Origin of the sequence: Bacillus sp. FSL R5-0585, assembly GCF_038004545.1 — a bacterium.
GTDB classification, from domain to species: domain Bacteria; phylum Bacillota; class Bacilli; order Bacillales; family Bacillaceae_G; genus Bacillus_A; species Bacillus_A cereus.
The window spans coordinates 897218-914079 of the sequence record NZ_JBBORJ010000001.1; the positions used below are offsets into that span (position 1 = coordinate 897218).

Sequence of the window (16862 nt, forward strand, 5' to 3'; positions counted from 1 at the left end):
CAAATAGAATTAGATGCTTTTTATTATAAAAAAGGTGGAGTTTTAAACAAATGTCTTTGCAATTGTATTAACCTTTAAAGTGAAAAAAGTTTTATGAATTTTTCGTGAGATCTCAACCTTTAAATGTTGTAATTTATTTACTTATTTCCCCAATTGGATATATTTCTCTAATTGGATGGAAGTTTAGAATACAGAATCAAAACATAATAGGCTGTTATCGATGAGTTTATCGTAAATTTGTTATTTAATGTGTCATCAAATAACATTTATATACAATAATACATAAAGAAAAGGAGATATTTATGAAAAAATATAGAGTAATAGACACAACTTAAATAGTATGAATAGCTTAGATTGTAAAAAAATGGAGAAGAAAACAAAAAAACTTAAGAGCACTAAGGAAAAATGAGGGAGATAATATGGGGAATAATTCAAAACATAAAACTAGAAAAATACTTGCGGCCACTGCTACAGTAACTATGCTTGCGACTGGAATGATTTCTTCATCAGATGTCTTTGCGGAGCAAAAGGAGCAGCAAAAAAATTTATCGACATCACTGCAAAGTGAAAAGTCAGTTAAATCAGAAAATAGAGTATTTACGGTCCCAGGAAAAGGGGATGTTGAGGTACTGAAACAACAGGAAAGAAAAAATATGGCATTTAGTCCATATGAACCAACTGGTTTATATGCAAAGCCAAATGAACAAATAACGATTAATGTAGAAGGTAATCAAGATATTCAGGTATATATTGGAACGTATTCGTATGATGCTTCTTGGAGAGAAGATTCTAAGATAAAATCATTCACATTAAAAGCTGGTATAAACACAATCCAATCTCCAAATGGGGGGCTGATTTATTTTTATAATAAACAACAAGGTGGTACCATTCGAACAACAATCACAACAGGTGGAACGACTACGCCTTTCTTTGAACTAGGAAAGCATACGAAACAAGATTTAATAAACATGCTGGACCAGTATCCTAATGCACATGCAGTGGAGTTAAAAGGCGAACGTGTATTAATTACGGCCAGCCCTGCACGTGTTAAGAAATATTTGTTGGGTTCTAATACGGATCCTGTACAACTCTTAAAAAAGATGGATGAAGCTACTCGAATTCAAGACAAAGTAGCTGGATTATCTGAAGAACAAGTAGATAAACATTATGTTCATTACGTAGAAGAAAATCATTCTCCTGATTATTATATGTATGCAACTTCTTATCGAACAGCATATGTAGGAGATGCAATCCAATACGTGTTAGATATTAATAAATTTGTAACAGATGGATGGGGTCCTTGGCATGAGGCAGGACATTTGAGACAACAATCACCCTGGAAGTTTTATAATATGACAGAAGTACAAAATAATATATACAGCCTTTCTGTAGAAAAAGCATTTAATCAACCATCCAACTTAGAGAAAAGTGGAGTTTATCCAAAAGCGTTTCAATATCTAGAACAAACGAATAAAAATTATGACGAAATTAGTGATGTTTTTGTAAAACTTGTTATGCTCTGGCAACTACAGTTAGCGTATGGAGAGGATTTCTATCCTAAATTGCATCAATTGTATAGAGACATGCCTTCAAGTGAACTTCCACAAACTGATGAAAATAAAAAACAATTATTTATGATTTCAGCATCAAAAGTAGCCAAACAAAATTTGATTCCTTTCTTTGAGAAGTGGGGATTACGTCCAAATAACGATACCATTCAAAAAGTAGCTGCATTAGGATATCCAATTTTAACAGCAGAGATTTGGAAGGGTACGGATTCTAATCCAATTAAACCAGATATGCCTAATGTAAATAATATTTTAGAAGGAAACCAGTTTGCATGGTCACTAAAAGGAATTAGTGATTTCGAGTTTGCTAAAATTAATTTCAATAAATCGACAGAAGAAATGCAAGTAGACTTAAAAGCAGGCGTACCGCATCATTATTTTAATGAAACATATGCGAGTATTAGAGTACAAAATGCATCAGGGAAAGTAGTATACAATAAAGACATTTATGGAAATAAACAACAAAATGCTGAATCGCAAAAAGTTTCAGTCAAAGTAGGAGATTTTATTGAGTTAACACATCTAGAAGGTGTGCATAGAGCTACTCTCACAAATGTAGATAATAGTAAACAAGAGAGCTTTGGAAAAAAAGCCATGTACGAAGTTACAAAGGAAGGTCTGAAGAAAGTAAATCAAATTGTTAATCCGAAACCGGACACAGAAGCTCCAACACAGCCACAAGGATTATATGCAAGCAACCTTACTTCTAACAGTGTAGAGCTAAAATGGAATCCTTCTACAGATAATGTAGGTGTAAAAGAATATCAGGTATTACGCGATGGACAATTGATTCAAACGGTACAAGGAACGACGTTTACTGATCAAAACTTAACAGTTAATAAGGAATATAAATATGCAGTGAAGGCTGTAGATGCAGCTGGAAATACATCAATCCAAAGTGAAATTCTTCTTGTAAAAACCAAAGATCAAAATGTATCTTATGAAAAATGGGATCCAAAGAAGGCATATACAAAGGGCGATAAAGTAGAACATCAAGGGACAGTGTATGAAGCTGTTCAAAATCATCAAGGAAATGGTGACCCGAATTGGATATTTGCACTATCGTTATGGAAAGCAATTACAATCAATTAATATGTAAGAATCAGATGTAAAGATAGAACAACATCCAGTATTTTAAAGAATTACTGGATGTTGTTTGAATTTTGATAGATTTCTCTACTACGTTAGTATTCAATAATAAAAATTAGAAAAGGATGTAGATTAGTGATTAGTCAGAAAACAAAGCAAAGATTTAATAAAGTTATTATAATTACCGCAGCATGTAGCATGTTTTCTATGTTTGGAACGTCTATTTTGCACACTAAAGCTGCAACACATTCAGCTGCTCCAGCAGTTTATGTGAGTCCCCAAAATATATCTGCCTCAGATATTATTAGTATAGACTGGTCACCAGTTCAGACACCACCTTATACGTACTGGGCTGTACACAACTGGAATGCAGGTGGTGAAGCTGGAGGATATGCTGGTTTTCAACAACAAAGTGGGTTTGATGAAAATGGAAAACGTACTTTACATTTTGCCTTATGGGATCCAATTTCCTCTAAAGAAGCAATAAAGGCCGAATACTTATCTCCGAATTCGCAAGCTGGACCCTTTGGAGGAGAAGGAACAGGAATGAAGGTTCAAACAACTTATGGTTGGAAAGACTACAATTGGTACACAATGACAATGCGTTCATGGCAAGAAAATGGTCATACTAAATTTGGACAATGGATGAAAGATGTAACAAAGAATAAATGGCATCAAATTGCAATTATGGACTTTCCGGTTGCTAATGTTGTATTTAATCATGGTTTAGGAATGTTTCAAGAAGACTGGGCTGATAGTGGACAGAATGTTCGAGAAGCGCGCTTGAAAAATGGTTATAGCCGAAAATTAGTTGATAAACAATGGAGTTCTTGGAATAATCAAAGTATTTCTGGAACGCATGATAATACTTATCAATATGATGGAGGATCTACTTCAGAATATGTATGGGTCAAAGCAGGAGGTAATACGCAGTCTACTATTGGGGCAGGAAAAATATTCACGCTAAATCAACCTACTCAACCTGAAATAGGAAAACTAGATTTTGATATCCAATCTATATATTATGAAAATGAAAAATTAAATGTATCTTGGAAACTAAAAGAAAATAGTACACCGCAATTTAAGGGGAAAATTGAAATTTATAACAATGAAAATATGACGGGCCAACCTATTAACGTAATTAATGATATTAAATCTTATCAAAATGGAATCAGTCAATCTATATCATTACCAACAAATGCTTATGCAAAAATTGTATTAACGGATATATTTGATCAAACTGTTGAGAAAAAGGTACAAATCAAAAATGAATCTTCAAACATTTTTGAAGGTAATGAATTTGCATGGTCGCTGAAAGGGATTGGAGATTTTGAATTTGCGAAAGTAAATTTAAATAAATCAACAGAAGAAATGCAAATTGATCTAAAAGCAGGTGTACCACATGACTACTTTGATAGTACATATGCAAGTATTAAAGTGCAAAACACATCAGGTAAAGTGGTCTATAACAAAGAGATTTATGGAAACAAACAGCAAAATGCTGAATCGCAGAAAGTTCCAGTCAAAGTAGGCGATTATATAGAGTTAACACATCTAGAAGGTGTACATAGAGCTACTCTTACAAATGTAGATAATAGTAAACAAGAGAGCTTTGGAAAAAAAGCCCTATACGAAGTTACAAAGGAAGGCCTGAAGAAAATAGAAAAAATGCCAGAAGCAACAATTTTAGAAGGAAACAAGTTTGCATGGTCATTAAAAGGATATAGTGATAGAGAAATTGCAAAAGTAGATTATGATGAAACGGTAGAAGAGATGAAGGTAAAACTAGAAGCAGGTGTACCACATTCCTATTTTGCTAGTACGTATGCTAGTATTAAGGTCCAGAATTCTTCTGGTAACGTTCTGTACAAAAAGGAAATCGTGGGAAATAAACAACAAAATGCTGAAAGCCAAACTGTGCCCGTCAAGGTAGGGGATTACATTGAATTTACCCATATAGAAGGAGAAGCAACAAAGGAAAAAACGCGAGCAACTTTAATTAACCTTGAAAATAACAAAAATGAAACCATTGGAAAAACAGCAAGATATCAAGTTACAAAAGAAGGCTTGAAGAAAGTAGAAAAAATGCCAGAAACAACGGTTTTAGATGGAAATCATTTTGGGTGGTCATTAAAAGGATATGGTGATAGAGAAATCGCAAAAGTAGATTATAATAGGACAACAGAGAAAATGCAGGTGAACTTAGAAGCAGGCGTACCACATTCTTACTTTAATAATACGTATGCAAGTATTACAGTAAAGAGTTTAACCGGTAGTGTTGTGTACAATAAGGAAATCGTGGGAAATAGACAACAAACTGCTGAAAGCCAAATCGTGTCCGTAAAAGTGGGAGATTACATTGAGTTTACCCATATAGAAGGGGATGCAGTAAAGGAAAAGACACGAGCTACACTTATTAATCTTGAGAATAATAAACAAGAATATATGGGCAAAAAAAGAATCTATCAAGTTACTTCAACAGGATTAAACAAAATAGATTAATATGAAAAACATTCTAAGTATTAATTAGATGCAAATAGTCGTTCATTGTGAACGGCTATTTGGCTTTTATTTAAAGAAAAGTGAAAGGAAAATACTCTCATTTTTATATATACTCTCGTTGTCATCAACTGCTATATTTTTTATCAGGGGAAAATAATTTAAAAAATGCGCTTGAGAATTGATACATGTTTAAGTGCTATAGATTTGAGAAAAAAGAAACAGAATAGTAAGGTATTTGTTGATAAACCCTTTCTTTTATTACAATATTTTACATATTTAGTATAATGTATATGAGTTCTGTATATTAAGGGAGGAATGATAATGAAAAGGCTCATAACACGTGCAAGTGGTAATACAATCTCAAAAAGGTTAGTTTTAATGGTTTTGTCGGTGGTTTTAATGATAGTGATGATTATACCATCGAATGATGTATCGGCAGCCAATCTATCAAAAGCAGGCTTACTAAAAGGCGTAAATTTATTTAATGGAAGTTGGACAGTTGCTATACAGGCAGCAAATTTACAATATGTTTCGGCTGAGCCTTCGGGAAATATAATAGCAAATCGTAATGCAGTTAATGAATGGGAGAAATTCGAATTAATTCCGACTGGGGAATTATATACGTACGCTTTAAAAGCTAAAAGTAATGGGAAGTATGTTTCGTTTGAGCCAAATGGTAGAGTAGTAGCAGATCGTACATCAATTGGTGCATGGGAAAAGTTTATTTTATATAATGGTGGAGACAATAGGATATATGTATTACAAGCACTAAGTAATGGTAGATATATATCAGCAAATGGTGGTAGAGAATTAACAGCTACTAGTTATGTAGCTGGAAGCTGGGAAAGATTTGTTATTGTATACTTCTAAACTTTGAAGTGTTATATATCTAAATGATAATGGCATGTTTAGTTGGTATAAATACCTAATACAATAAAGTTTTAAGCATGTAATACAAGTGTATATTAACGTGTAAAAGGGCTGCAAATAATTAGCAGTCCTTTTTGCATGTTAAATAAGGACTTACTAAGGTTATAATGAGAAGAAAAAGAACCCTATAGGGTTCTTTTTCAAGGCATATTAACAGTAAGGAGAATCATGAAATGCTACTTCAAATCTTTATTAGGGGAAAGATTTTGAAAAAGCTTAACATGTATTTATTTTTACATAAATGTAAGATGTAGTAAATTGATAATATTTATACTTACTATTACTAATATTCAATTAAGATAGTTAATACTATTTATATAGTGTTAACTGGTGTATAGTACAGTATAGATTTAGAAATTTAATATTAGATTACATTTGTTAAAAAAGTTAATAGATATATTTTTTCAAATCCTAACTAACATTTAAACGGTTTTAATTGAAATTGGTTGTGTATTAACCCTTATAAGCCAATAAAAGTAAATAAAATAAACAAAGACCCTGTAATAAATACAGGGCCGGATACAGGGTTAAGGGAACGCATAGTTTCTTAATATCATAGTAGCATATATTCTTTGTATAGCTACATGAGGATTTTGACAGAATTAAGAACAAGACAGAAAATCTGTAGGAAAGCAAATATAGTGCTGGAAATGTGATTTTAAATTAAGCTATAGGTATATTGAAATGGATGAAAACTCTTGAGTACCATGATTAAATTGCCTTTAATTATGAGGTTTAGGTTAGAGGGATAATTGGATCTTACTGAAAAGAAAAAATGTTTTTTAGATTAAAAGAAGAAAAGACACCTTTTGGGTGTCTTTTCTTTAGGTAAACAGTTCACATATTGCTGAATTAGATACGAAACCATAATTCGACTACGAAGTAAATCCTAACATAATCTGAACAGAAAAAATATGTAATATTACATTTTTAGTTTTTAATTATTTTATTCAATATAGAGAAGCAACGTAAATAAAAGGGCATGCAGTCGTATCTGCAGCCCTTTTTAGGAGGAATTCAAGATACCATTAGGACACGTATTGGTAAACAGGTTCAAAAATAGTATGTGTGAAAAGAAAAAGTCCTATACCAAAAGTAGACAGGACCTTATCTTTTTTACATTTTAAAAAATGAAATTCTGTCCTTTTGAAATCAGTACAGCACACACTTGGTTTGAAATGAAATTAGAAAAAGTATACATGAAAATGGCAGACAACTATTTTGTTGCCTGCCGGTGCCAGTGGGTTGAATGAGTTAGTCAATTCAATAAATTGTGCTATCCCATTACCAGAAGAGTGAAGCCGTTAGTCCAAACGGCTTAGACATAGTTTGTCTAATAAAGAAAAAATTATGAGTAGAAATTTTGTTTGCTCTATATGAAAAGATAAATAGATATTCATCAGACAAGGATAATTTAGCATATCTTGAATAGGGTGTAGGAACGAATTAAAGAAAGGGATATTTGTTTAGGAAGGGACTGACTCAGGAGTGGGACTTTTGGACAGGGTTTGGGGAGCGGTGATTGCCTTTGGCATTGCGACTAATATCGTTGCTTGTATAATGGCAGTATACATTCAAAAATATGAGCTAATGATAAATCATCTTACAAATATTTTATTTTTAATAATTATCTCTTTAACGTTTATAAAGATGAAAATTAACAGATGGGTGGCTTTAGGATTTACATTAGTTGTAATAGAGAAAGGTATTAAAGCGGGCTATGACTTCTACACACATAATTATTATAGTGTCAGTTGGAGTTTAGCTATCATTGTCTATTGCATATACGAGATGGAAAAGTATCATATTGAAATAAACGAATAGGCGCAACAAAAAGGTGTTAGTAGGTGGAATTCTTTTTAAAATACTATAAAAAAGACACTACAAGAGTGTCTTTTTTTTGAAAATACTCTATAATTAACTTTGGGGAAGGTAATGTTAGAGTATTCGTTTAGCATTATCTTTATATTTGATAAACCATGAAATCGAAAGATTTTGTGGTTTATTTTATGAACAATAGATATTACAGTATTGGCAGTGAGTTATTAATCATTTTAAGCATTAGGGGAGAATGGATTAAAAGTCTAACATCGAATAACGGTTCCGGAATATAGTGTTGCGAAATGATCTCCCATATCCCAAACGGTACTTGCCTGTATATAGCCCTTAAAGCCTTCTGAAGAATAATAAATCTCTTTTGGTATACTTTCTTTAGTTTGGAAATGTGCTTTAGAGTACTTTACATAATGGTTTTTAACAACTTTTGCTTCTGGAACAATAGTGTTTTTTTGTTCCAATTTTGGCCTAGCACTAGAAGGTGGTATGAATTTTACATTGTCTTGGTAATTAGGATCTAAGGTGTCAGCTTGTACACTGTGTGACGAAACAAAGGTGCTTAGACTACTTCCCGCAATTAAAGTTGCAAATACTAACTTTGAGAATTTTGTTAATCTACTCATTCTATAATCTCCTTTTTATTATTTTGTAAGGTATCTCCTTACACCTCACAGTCTATATCCACTACAAAAGGGTGTACATACATATTGATAGACAAAATTCTACAAAATACCGCATGTTTTTGGGATTTATGTATAATAATCCAATGTCTAATAATCTATTAAAAGTAAAAAGGTAGGTCTTATATAAAAGAAAATGAATAATTTATACAGGTAATGTATATGGAATTATTGTTTAAATATTCTAAAATGAGTTGATAAAGATGTTGGTAGGTTTTTTGGAAAACAAATAATTCCCTAGGTGAAATTTGGAAGGAAGATTCTCTGTTAGAGTTTTTATAAGGGAATTCATTTTCGTAGATTCAAAATGTAAAAATAACTAAAAGAGCAAGTGTTTCAATGGGTAAAAAGCTATGTTGAGTCTTTTTTCTCTGTCGGTGGTCGTCTAATCAATGAAATGACGGATGCTTATGATAGTTTGTGTCTAGCAACATTCGTGTATAAACGAATGAATTAAGAAAAGGGTGAAATATTGGATAACTCGAAATGGATGCCTTTAAGTAATGTTGATGATGATGAGGAAATTTGGGTAGGAGCAAGAGTTAGGTTGTACAATGTTGGTATGAATAGAGAAAATAATTTCTATGAATATATTATTTCTTATATCTACGACAACACTAACTACTTACAACTAACTAATTTAACAACAGGAAAAGCAGGTTATATTATTTGTGTCATTGAAAAAGAATTACCAAATAATTATGCTTTGGGCAGAACATTAAAGCAAAGAATAGGTTTAGAAAATACCTATTTTAGATTTGAATAATCAACAAATAAGGGAAGCACCAACTCTAAGGTGTCTTCCCTTATTTAATACTTTTTATCAATAATCAATATTAACAGAGCCTAAATAAAAAAGTGAGAAAAATGATAAACACTCTTCTCACTTTCATCAATTAGGGTGGCATATATATAAATATGCGTTTGGGTGGATTTTGGATGAAAAATCCACATGCATAGTATAACAAAAAAATTATGGCTTTTCGCATGTAATATTGCATATGAAAAATAGTAAAGTTTTAAATTTTAATATTAACAACTTATATATATGTGTTACAATGTAATTCTCTAATTTATTTTATTCTCCTATTTAGAATTTATAGTTTAGTGATTCAATAATACAAAAGTGGTTTTAATAAATAGATAAAACGATGAAATAATACAGTTAGAATGGTTAAAAGGCAGCTAAATATAAGTATTAAAAAAAAAATTACTTATTTATGTTTAGTGAATGTATTATGGTAAGAATTTCATCCGATTGGATTAGCGCTAAACTAGATTTTTATCCAAACAAATCCAATAATTATTTTTTAAATGAAGTATATGTTGCATCAAGTTTATTTGGAATAATTCGTAGTCTAATAATTGCTGAATCTAGAAAAATAACATATTCGAAAGGAGGACAGATAAAACTCTGTCTGTGAAAATTAAATCTCTAAATTATAAAGTATGGATAATAGGATGTAATTGTAGTTTCATTTCGTATGGTACCATAAATGAATGTGGAAAAGTAAAGGAGAAAAATTTAAATAAACTATATAAGTAGTAAAAATGAAAAGGAGAAGTAGCTAGTGTTTAATATAAAAGAAAGATTGGGGCAAATAAAGCTTAAAACGAAGTTGTCTATGGCATTTATAGCAATATTAATTATACCAAGCCTTATCGTAGGAGTATCATCTTATAATAAAGCAAAAACAGATCTTAATGAAACAATTCTACAATCAGCAAAAGATAATATAAGTATTTTAGATAAGATTGTTGATGATGAATTAGAAAATAAGCATACAGATATCACTCATTTTGCAAAGGTACTCACACAAGGGGATTATAATCCTGAACAATCGCAAAATGTACAGAATAAATTTGATCAATATATACAGTTACATCCAGAGATAGAAACAATTTATACGGCATCCAGTAACAATCAATTTATTCATGCACCTGTTGGGAAAATACCAGAAGGGTTTAATCCGCTAGAAAGCAGTTGGTATAAGGATGCAGTAAAAGCAGATGGAGAGATTATTGTTTCATCTCCATATAAATCAAAGTCTACAGGAAATATGGTAATTGCAATTGCAAAGCAGAATGCAGATAAAAGTGGTGTCATTGGCGTAGATTTGAATATTAAAGATATCGTAAAAACATCCAAAATGATAAAAATTGGGAAGCAAGGATTTGTATCTATAGTTAGTCAAGATAAAACTATAGTTGTTCATCCATCACTAAAACCTGGAGAGAAATTAGATAAAACTTTAGTGGATGAATTGTACAAGACAGAAGATGGAGTAATTACTTATAGCCTCAATGGTGAAGATCGAAACATAAGCTTTAAGACAAATAAAAAAACAGGTTGGAAAATAGCTGGCGTAATGCCTACGAAAGAAATTGAAGAAGCTACCAATCCTATTTTTTATAAAACGCTCACTATAATAGGTGCTTCATTATTGTTAGGTGGAATTGTAATTCTATTCATACTTAGATCTATTATTACTCCACTAAGACAATTAGTCATTTCAGCTCAAAGAATTAGTCAAGGAGATTTAACCGAGAAAATAGATATTCGTTCAAAGGATGAACTTGGGCAATTAGGTGGTAGTTTCAATACAATGGCAGAGTCGTTACGTAATATTATTTCTCAAATTAACACATCTGCAGGACATGTAGCTGCGTCTTCTGAGGAACTAACTGCTAGTGTAGAGCAAGCAAGTGTTGCGACAGAACAAATTACAAAAGAGATGGAAGAAATCTCGAACAGTGCAGAGGTTCAAAATAATGAAGTTGAGTCTGGAGCTGAATTAATTGGTGAGGTAACACGAAATATTCAATACGTAGCTGAGAATGCTTCTGAAGTATCGGCTTCATCCATATACACTAAACAAAAAGCAAATGAAGGTGAACAATTAGTAGAACAAACTGTAACACAAATGCAGTCTATCCATCACTCTGTTTCTCAATCCGATAATGTCATAAAATTATTAGATAAGAAATCACAGCAAATTGGCAGTATATTAGAAGCGATTCAAAATATTGCGGAACAAACAAATTTATTAGCATTAAATGCAGCGATTGAAGCAGCTAGAGCTGGGGAACAGGGGAGAGGGTTTGCAATTGTTGCTGATGAAGTTAGAAAGTTGGCGGAGCAATCATCCGAATCTTCAATGGAAATTGGAAGTTTAATTAAGGAAATACAAGCAGACGTACATGAGACTGTAAAAGCTATGAATGAAGTAGGCGTAGAAGTACAGTCGGGAATTAAGGTTGCTAACGATACAAAACAAAGTTTTTATGAGATTTCAAAATCTGCAAATGATATTGTATCAAAAGTGCATGGTATGGTAGAACTATCAAATAAAATGACAACTGATGCAATGAAAGTTGATACATCGATTGATCAAATAGCTATGGCTGTAAAAGAAAATTCTTCAAGTATGCAAACGATAGCTGGTTCATCTGAGGAACAACATGCTTCTATGGAAGAGATAAATTCTTCAGCAATACAATTAGCACAGATGGCGGAAGAACTTCAAGAGTTAATTGGTGGATTTAAGATTTAAGTTGAGATTCTAGGAGAGAATGCTAGAATCTTGTTACAGAGTGGAAATGAAAAATCTTATAACATAGTAAATAAGTATAATATGTACTCTCTATGCGTATTGAACAGGCAGATAAGCCATTTAAAAACCCTCCATTTGGAGGGTTTTTAAATACATTTACATTAAATTTGTGGTGGTGCACCACCATAATCGCCAACACTATATGAAGGAGCAGGATAATGCCCATGAGTAGCAAGTTGATCTGTTTTAGAAAACTGAAAAATTCCCACCGTTAATACCCCAATAAAAGCAATGCCTGATAATAATAAGCTAATTTTTTTCATTATTTTAACACTCCTTTTGCGATTGATTTTTGTCTTGCTTGATAACAAATATGGAAATAGTCACTTACTTTTTGGTGGTTCTCTAATTGTCTACATTTTGTGGCAAATAATTCGGCGTATTCGACAACATATTCCCATAATTCTTCTTCCTCAAAGTATAAGATTCCTTCTTGAATGATTTTTTCTAATTCTTCCAATGGAATATTTTCGTTTAATTTTTTTAAAATAGAGAAGTGGTGTGTGTATTCTTCGTTATGAATTTCTCTGCAAATTTGTAGTCCCTTATCAATGAGTTGGCCGGCCATTGATTGTTCTCCTAACTTATAATGTTCCTTAGCTTGTAGGAAGATAGCCTTGAAGTGTGTAGGGATTTTCTCTGTTACTTCTGAAAGGTGACGAATAGCTAAAGTAGACATACTTTGATCAGAATACAGCCACCCCATAGTATTTTTTACGTATAATAAGGAATCTTCTTCCCTATTTTTTTGTAGTAAATCAATTGCACAATGTAGATATTCTTCTGCTTGTTCGTACTGTTTTAAATAGATGCAGCAACCACCTAGCAAACTATTACAAAAGGCTGTTTTTACTTCATAACCTTCGTACTTTGAAAAGATTGCTCTCGATTTATTTGCGTATTCGATAGAAGCGAGATTGTTATAGGTATGGTGATAGAAAGTAGCAATTCTATAGTAAAATTCAGCATGTTCAATTTCATCTGGTATAGCTACCAATATTTTTTCTGCTAGTTTATAATGTTCCTCTGCCTCAGTATAATTTGATATAAAAGTGGAATGAATGGATTTGAAAAAATGATAATAGAATTGTAGAAATTGATCTGTAGGCATATCATAATCGCTAATAGTATCAAAACTATTTTGTTGAATACCAAGGCTATCTGTTAAGACCTTGTAACGAAATTCGAGTAGTGAATAGTATAGTAACAAATTTTGATCCTGATGCTCTTGATCCGGTTCAATGCTTAACTTATTAATTTTTTCATCAATTTTCTTTTTTAGATTAGTAGCTTTTATAACTTGCTGAGATAGCATAGATCGATACCAGTCGTTCAATAGAGAGGTTAATTGCTCATTTCCTTTTACTGAGACACTCATAATATACGCCCCCATTTTCTAAAAAAATCCTAATCTAATTTAATTATAAACATCATAACAAAATAGAAGAAAAAATGGAGTGATATTACAATATTTTTCAAGAAAATTCATAAAAAATAATCAATTCGTGTCGAATATACTTAGAATAAAGCATTCAAAAATTATCAAAAGATGATATGAGTCTTTATACGTTCTATCAGGTGAACTTAGAAACTGTGATTGAAGATTTATGAAATTTCCTTTTCTTAAAACGGATTAATTACGTATTAATTTTCAAATTATTTTATCGGATACATATAGTATGTATCAACACCAAATATATAAATCTTGCGTATGTAAATAAGAAGAGAATAAAGAAAACAAAAAAAACTTGTAAGAATTCCTACAAGTTCTTTTTTTAGATAATGTAAAAAGGTGAAACAGAACATCTCATTATTTGTAATAGTGAAATTATCTTACTTATGGTTTTGTTTTACAGAAGAGGTACTATATTGAAGATTTGTTCTTATTGTTGATTAAAGACAAGTTAAAGACTGGTAGGGAAGAAGTGCATAAAAGAGAAATCCTTCTTTACTTATTCTAAAAAGATAATTCAAAAAGCAATTTGTGTATAGAATAAGCAATGCATGAATTCATCAACATTGGTGATAATAAATCAGAGAATCAATATATAAGCATGAACTTTAGTGGAATAGCTACAAGAAGGGGATAATTCTATAATAGTAGATATAATTATCAAAATTTTCATCTTAGTTACTTTTCGGGTAGGATAAGTAGAAGAAAATAGGAAGTTTTTCTTTGAAGAAAGCTCTTTTGACAGGAATAGATTTTTTCATAACTAGAACAAATAAATTAATAATCGCATATACTGTATTGTCGTTAAAGCAAGACATTATTTTCTCAGAACAAGGGAATCACTAAAAAAATATGTGATTCCTTTATTCTTAAGTATAATGTCAATAGTTGATTTGAAATAACCGAAGAAATAAAATCTTTGTTAATGGACAATCACATAATTTTAGGTATAGTAGGTTTATAATTTAGACTATAAAAATTAATGTATCTTTTATTATTTTAACCAAGAAGACTCCCTCCATAAGGAACTCACAGCAAGTATGGGGAAGTGGGAGTAGTTCAAAGCATGCAATATTGTTTGATTTGGCTAATACATAGATTTATCATCTCAGAACTGGTGTAAGAATTATAATGTTTATACCATTCTATTGTATTTTCTAAAGTCTGTTGTAGGGACCATTTTGGCTGCCAATTAAGATTGAATTTTGCTTTGCTAATGTCAAGGTTTAGTAAATTTGCTTCATGAAAATTTATTGGACCTATATTTTCTGCTGTCCAATCCCCGCAGCCCCAAATATCTAGTAAACTGGTCACTAATTTTTCTACTGAAACAATATTGTTTAGGGATGGCCCGAAGTTCCATGCTCCTGAAAAAAGGATACCATTATTTATAATTTTTTCTGTAAGGAGTAAATACCCGCTTAAAGGTTCTAGTACATGTTGCCAGGGTCTAATAGCAGTAGGATTTCTAATAATAATCTTTTTGTTTGATTCTAATGCTCGTATACAATCGGGAATAATTCTATCTATTGACCAATCACCACCACCAATTACATTACCAGCTCGAACACTTGCAATTATTTTCTTGTGTTGAGAAAATTTTTCTTCTGAAAAGTAAGAATTACGATAGGAAGAAATTAAAAGTTCGCAACATCCTTTGCTTGAGCTATATATGTCATGGCCGCCCATAGGGTCAATTTCACGATAACCCCAAGGCCATTCTTTATTTTCATAGCACTTGTCACTTGTCACCATAATTCCTATTTTAGCTGATTCATGTAATCGAATTGCCTCTAGTACATTCATAGTTCCTACAACGTTTACCTCGTATGTTTCCCTAGGATATTCATATGAATACTTAACTAAAGGTTGGGCAGCTAAATGGAATACAATTTCAGGTTTATAATCTGTAAAAACCTTATTTAATTTATTAAAATCTCTAATGTCTCCACGAATATCAATTATATTATTTTGAAGGTTAGTAATGTTAAAGTTATCATTTTTATTTTTAGGATCTAATGAATATCCGATTACAGTAGCACCTAATTCATTCAACCATAGGGATAACCAAGAACCTTTAAAACCAGTATGTCCAGTAATTAAAATTCTTTTTCCGTAAAAAGCATTATTAAAGTTTTGGTTTAACAATTAGTCCACCTCCTTTAGTACCCTATTTTTAGGGGGTTAGGTATAAATGTTTATTATTTTTATACCAATTAATAGTTTTTATAATTCCTTCTTCAATATTAATTCTAGGTTCCCAGGAAAGAGAGTTTTTTATTTTTTGCACATCCGCTTCAGGAACCCATCTTTCATTTGTTCTAGAGGAAATTGCACCGTAATTTGGTCTGGAATTGGTTTTCAAATGTTTGAATAATAATTCTACATAATGTTTCAAGGGGTGAATAGTGCCGCTCCCAATATTAAAGATTTCATTTTGTATAGTAGTATTTTCTACTGCTAGGATACAGGCATCTATTACATTTTCTATATAACAATAATCTCTTAATTGATTACATAAAGTTAAATTTACATCTTTGTTTTGTAATACTCGCAAGATTATATAGCTAAAAATTTTATGCGGCTCTTCGCCTTCTCCGAATATGCCAAAAGGTCTTAATGTTATAAGATTAGTATTGTTTTCGCTAGCAATTTGATGGGCGAGTATAGTAGCAGCAGCTTTGGTACTTCCATAGATGTCCACAGGAGTTAGTAACATATTTTCATGAATAGGTTCCATCTTGTTACCGTATTCAGAACTACTCCCAAAATTGATGATTTTTTTACAATTCACCAATTTTGCTGCTTGAATAATGTTACAAGTCCCTATAACATTTGTTTCTATAGCATGGATGTAATCTGTATGGGCAGAATTTACACCATAGGCTGCCAGGTGAAAGATATAATCGGGATTAATTTTCTTTATTGCATCTTGTACTTGTTTTTTATCTCGTATATCTATTTCATAGGTTTCAATATATTTTAGAATATCCTCTAGTCTCCAAGAGTTTGATGGTGTTCTTATGAAAAGAACAATTTTTGCTTGTAAATTTAAAAGTCTTCGTGCCAAGTGAGAACCAATAAAACCGTATCCACCAGTAATAAGGAAAGTTTTATTTTTAAATGAAGCAATCATAGTGATAATCTATCCTTTATTAAGATGTATTTTTAGTTGCTGAAATAAATAGAT

General features: G+C 31.5%; 11 protein-coding genes. 6 read left to right on the plus strand and 5 right to left on the minus strand.

All coding sequences use genetic code 11. The features are described from left to right. The first annotated feature begins 419 nt into the window (after positions 1 to 419). From MKY38_RS04715 to MKY38_RS04730, 4 genes are all read left to right on the plus strand, one after another. Positions 420 to 2660: a M60 family metallopeptidase gene (locus MKY38_RS04715; protein ID WP_048535921.1), complete on the plus strand. Its 2241-nt coding sequence runs from the start codon at positions 420 to 422 to the stop codon at positions 2658 to 2660. 132 nt (positions 2661 to 2792) lie between these two features. Next, a complete protein-coding gene (locus tag MKY38_RS04720) occupies positions 2793 to 5159 on the plus strand; it encodes a putative mucin/carbohydrate-binding domain-containing protein (protein WP_341048221.1) in 2367 nt (788 codons plus the stop codon). A gap of 321 nt (positions 5160 to 5480) precedes the next feature. Further along, positions 5481 to 6029 carry a fascin domain-containing protein gene (locus MKY38_RS04725; protein WP_025708930.1) on the plus strand — a complete coding sequence of 183 codons (549 nt, stop codon included), beginning with the start codon at positions 5481 to 5483 and terminating at the stop codon, positions 6027 to 6029. 1548 nt (positions 6030 to 7577) lie between these two features. Continuing rightward, positions 7578 to 7913, plus strand: coding sequence for a hypothetical protein (locus MKY38_RS04730; RefSeq protein WP_025708929.1), 336 nt, complete (start codon positions 7578 to 7580; stop codon positions 7911 to 7913). A gap of 260 nt (positions 7914 to 8173) precedes the next feature. Here the strand turns inward: MKY38_RS04730 and MKY38_RS04735 are convergent, their stop codons facing one another. After that, positions 8174 to 8548: a hypothetical protein gene (locus MKY38_RS04735; RefSeq protein WP_000088960.1), complete on the minus strand. Its 375-nt coding sequence runs from the start codon at positions 8546 to 8548 to the stop codon at positions 8174 to 8176. A gap of 547 nt (positions 8549 to 9095) precedes the next feature. Between MKY38_RS04735 and MKY38_RS04740 the strand changes: the two genes are divergently transcribed. Continuing rightward, positions 9096 to 9371 carry a hypothetical protein gene (locus MKY38_RS04740; RefSeq protein WP_065224305.1) on the plus strand — a complete coding sequence of 92 codons (276 nt, stop codon included), beginning with the start codon at positions 9096 to 9098 and terminating at the stop codon, positions 9369 to 9371. An 805-nt stretch (positions 9372 to 10176) separates the two neighbouring features. Continuing rightward, positions 10177 to 12159 carry a methyl-accepting chemotaxis protein gene (locus MKY38_RS04745; protein ID WP_065224151.1) on the plus strand — a complete coding sequence of 661 codons (1983 nt, stop codon included), beginning with the start codon at positions 10177 to 10179 and terminating at the stop codon, positions 12157 to 12159. A 161-nt stretch (positions 12160 to 12320) separates the two neighbouring features. Here MKY38_RS04745 and MKY38_RS04750 read toward each other — a convergent pair whose 3' ends face one another. The 4 genes from MKY38_RS04750 to MKY38_RS04765 form a co-directional block, all read right to left on the minus strand. Beyond that, positions 12321 to 12482, minus strand: a complete 162-nt coding sequence (locus MKY38_RS04750; protein ID WP_000724107.1) for a hypothetical protein — start codon at positions 12480 to 12482, stop codon at positions 12321 to 12323. Continuing rightward, positions 12482 to 13597, minus strand: a complete 1116-nt coding sequence (locus tag MKY38_RS04755; protein ID WP_025708925.1) for a Rap family tetratricopeptide repeat protein — start codon at positions 13595 to 13597, stop codon at positions 12482 to 12484. Before MKY38_RS04755 ends, MKY38_RS04750 begins: the two co-directional genes overlap by 1 nt. A gap of 1134 nt (positions 13598 to 14731) precedes the next feature. Further along, positions 14732 to 15820, minus strand: coding sequence for a CDP-glucose 4,6-dehydratase (gene rfbG, locus MKY38_RS04760; protein ID WP_025708923.1), 1089 nt, complete (start codon positions 15818 to 15820; stop codon positions 14732 to 14734). 28 nt (positions 15821 to 15848) lie between these two features. Further along, positions 15849 to 16808 (minus strand): NAD-dependent epimerase/dehydratase family protein, encoded by a 960-nt coding sequence (locus tag MKY38_RS04765; protein WP_025708921.1) that lies wholly within the window; start codon positions 16806 to 16808, stop codon positions 15849 to 15851. Between the last annotated feature and the right edge of the window lie 54 nt (positions 16809 to 16862).

What these genes read in the sequence shown, in the direction of transcription:
- MKY38_RS04725 (WP_025708930.1), top strand. Translation starts at nt 5,481, where the DNA reads ATGAAAAGGCTCATAACACGTGCAAGTGGTAATACAATCTCAAAAAGG.
- MKY38_RS04715 (WP_048535921.1), top strand. Translation starts at nt 420, where the DNA reads ATGGGGAATAATTCAAAACATAAAACTAGAAAAATACTTGCGGCCACT.
- MKY38_RS04735 (WP_000088960.1), bottom strand. Translation starts at nt 8,548, where the DNA reads ATGAGTAGATTAACAAAATTCTCAAAGTTAGTATTTGCAACTTTAATT.
- MKY38_RS04765 (WP_025708921.1), bottom strand. Translation starts at nt 16,808, where the DNA reads ATGATTGCTTCATTTAAAAATAAAACTTTCCTTATTACTGGTGGATAC.
- MKY38_RS04750 (WP_000724107.1), bottom strand. Translation starts at nt 12,482, where the DNA reads ATGAAAAAAATTAGCTTATTATTATCAGGCATTGCTTTTATTGGGGTA.
- MKY38_RS04755 (WP_025708925.1), bottom strand. Translation starts at nt 13,597, where the DNA reads ATGAGTGTCTCAGTAAAAGGAAATGAGCAATTAACCTCTCTATTGAAC.
- MKY38_RS04740 (WP_065224305.1), top strand. Translation starts at nt 9,096, where the DNA reads ATGCCTTTAAGTAATGTTGATGATGATGAGGAAATTTGGGTAGGAGCA.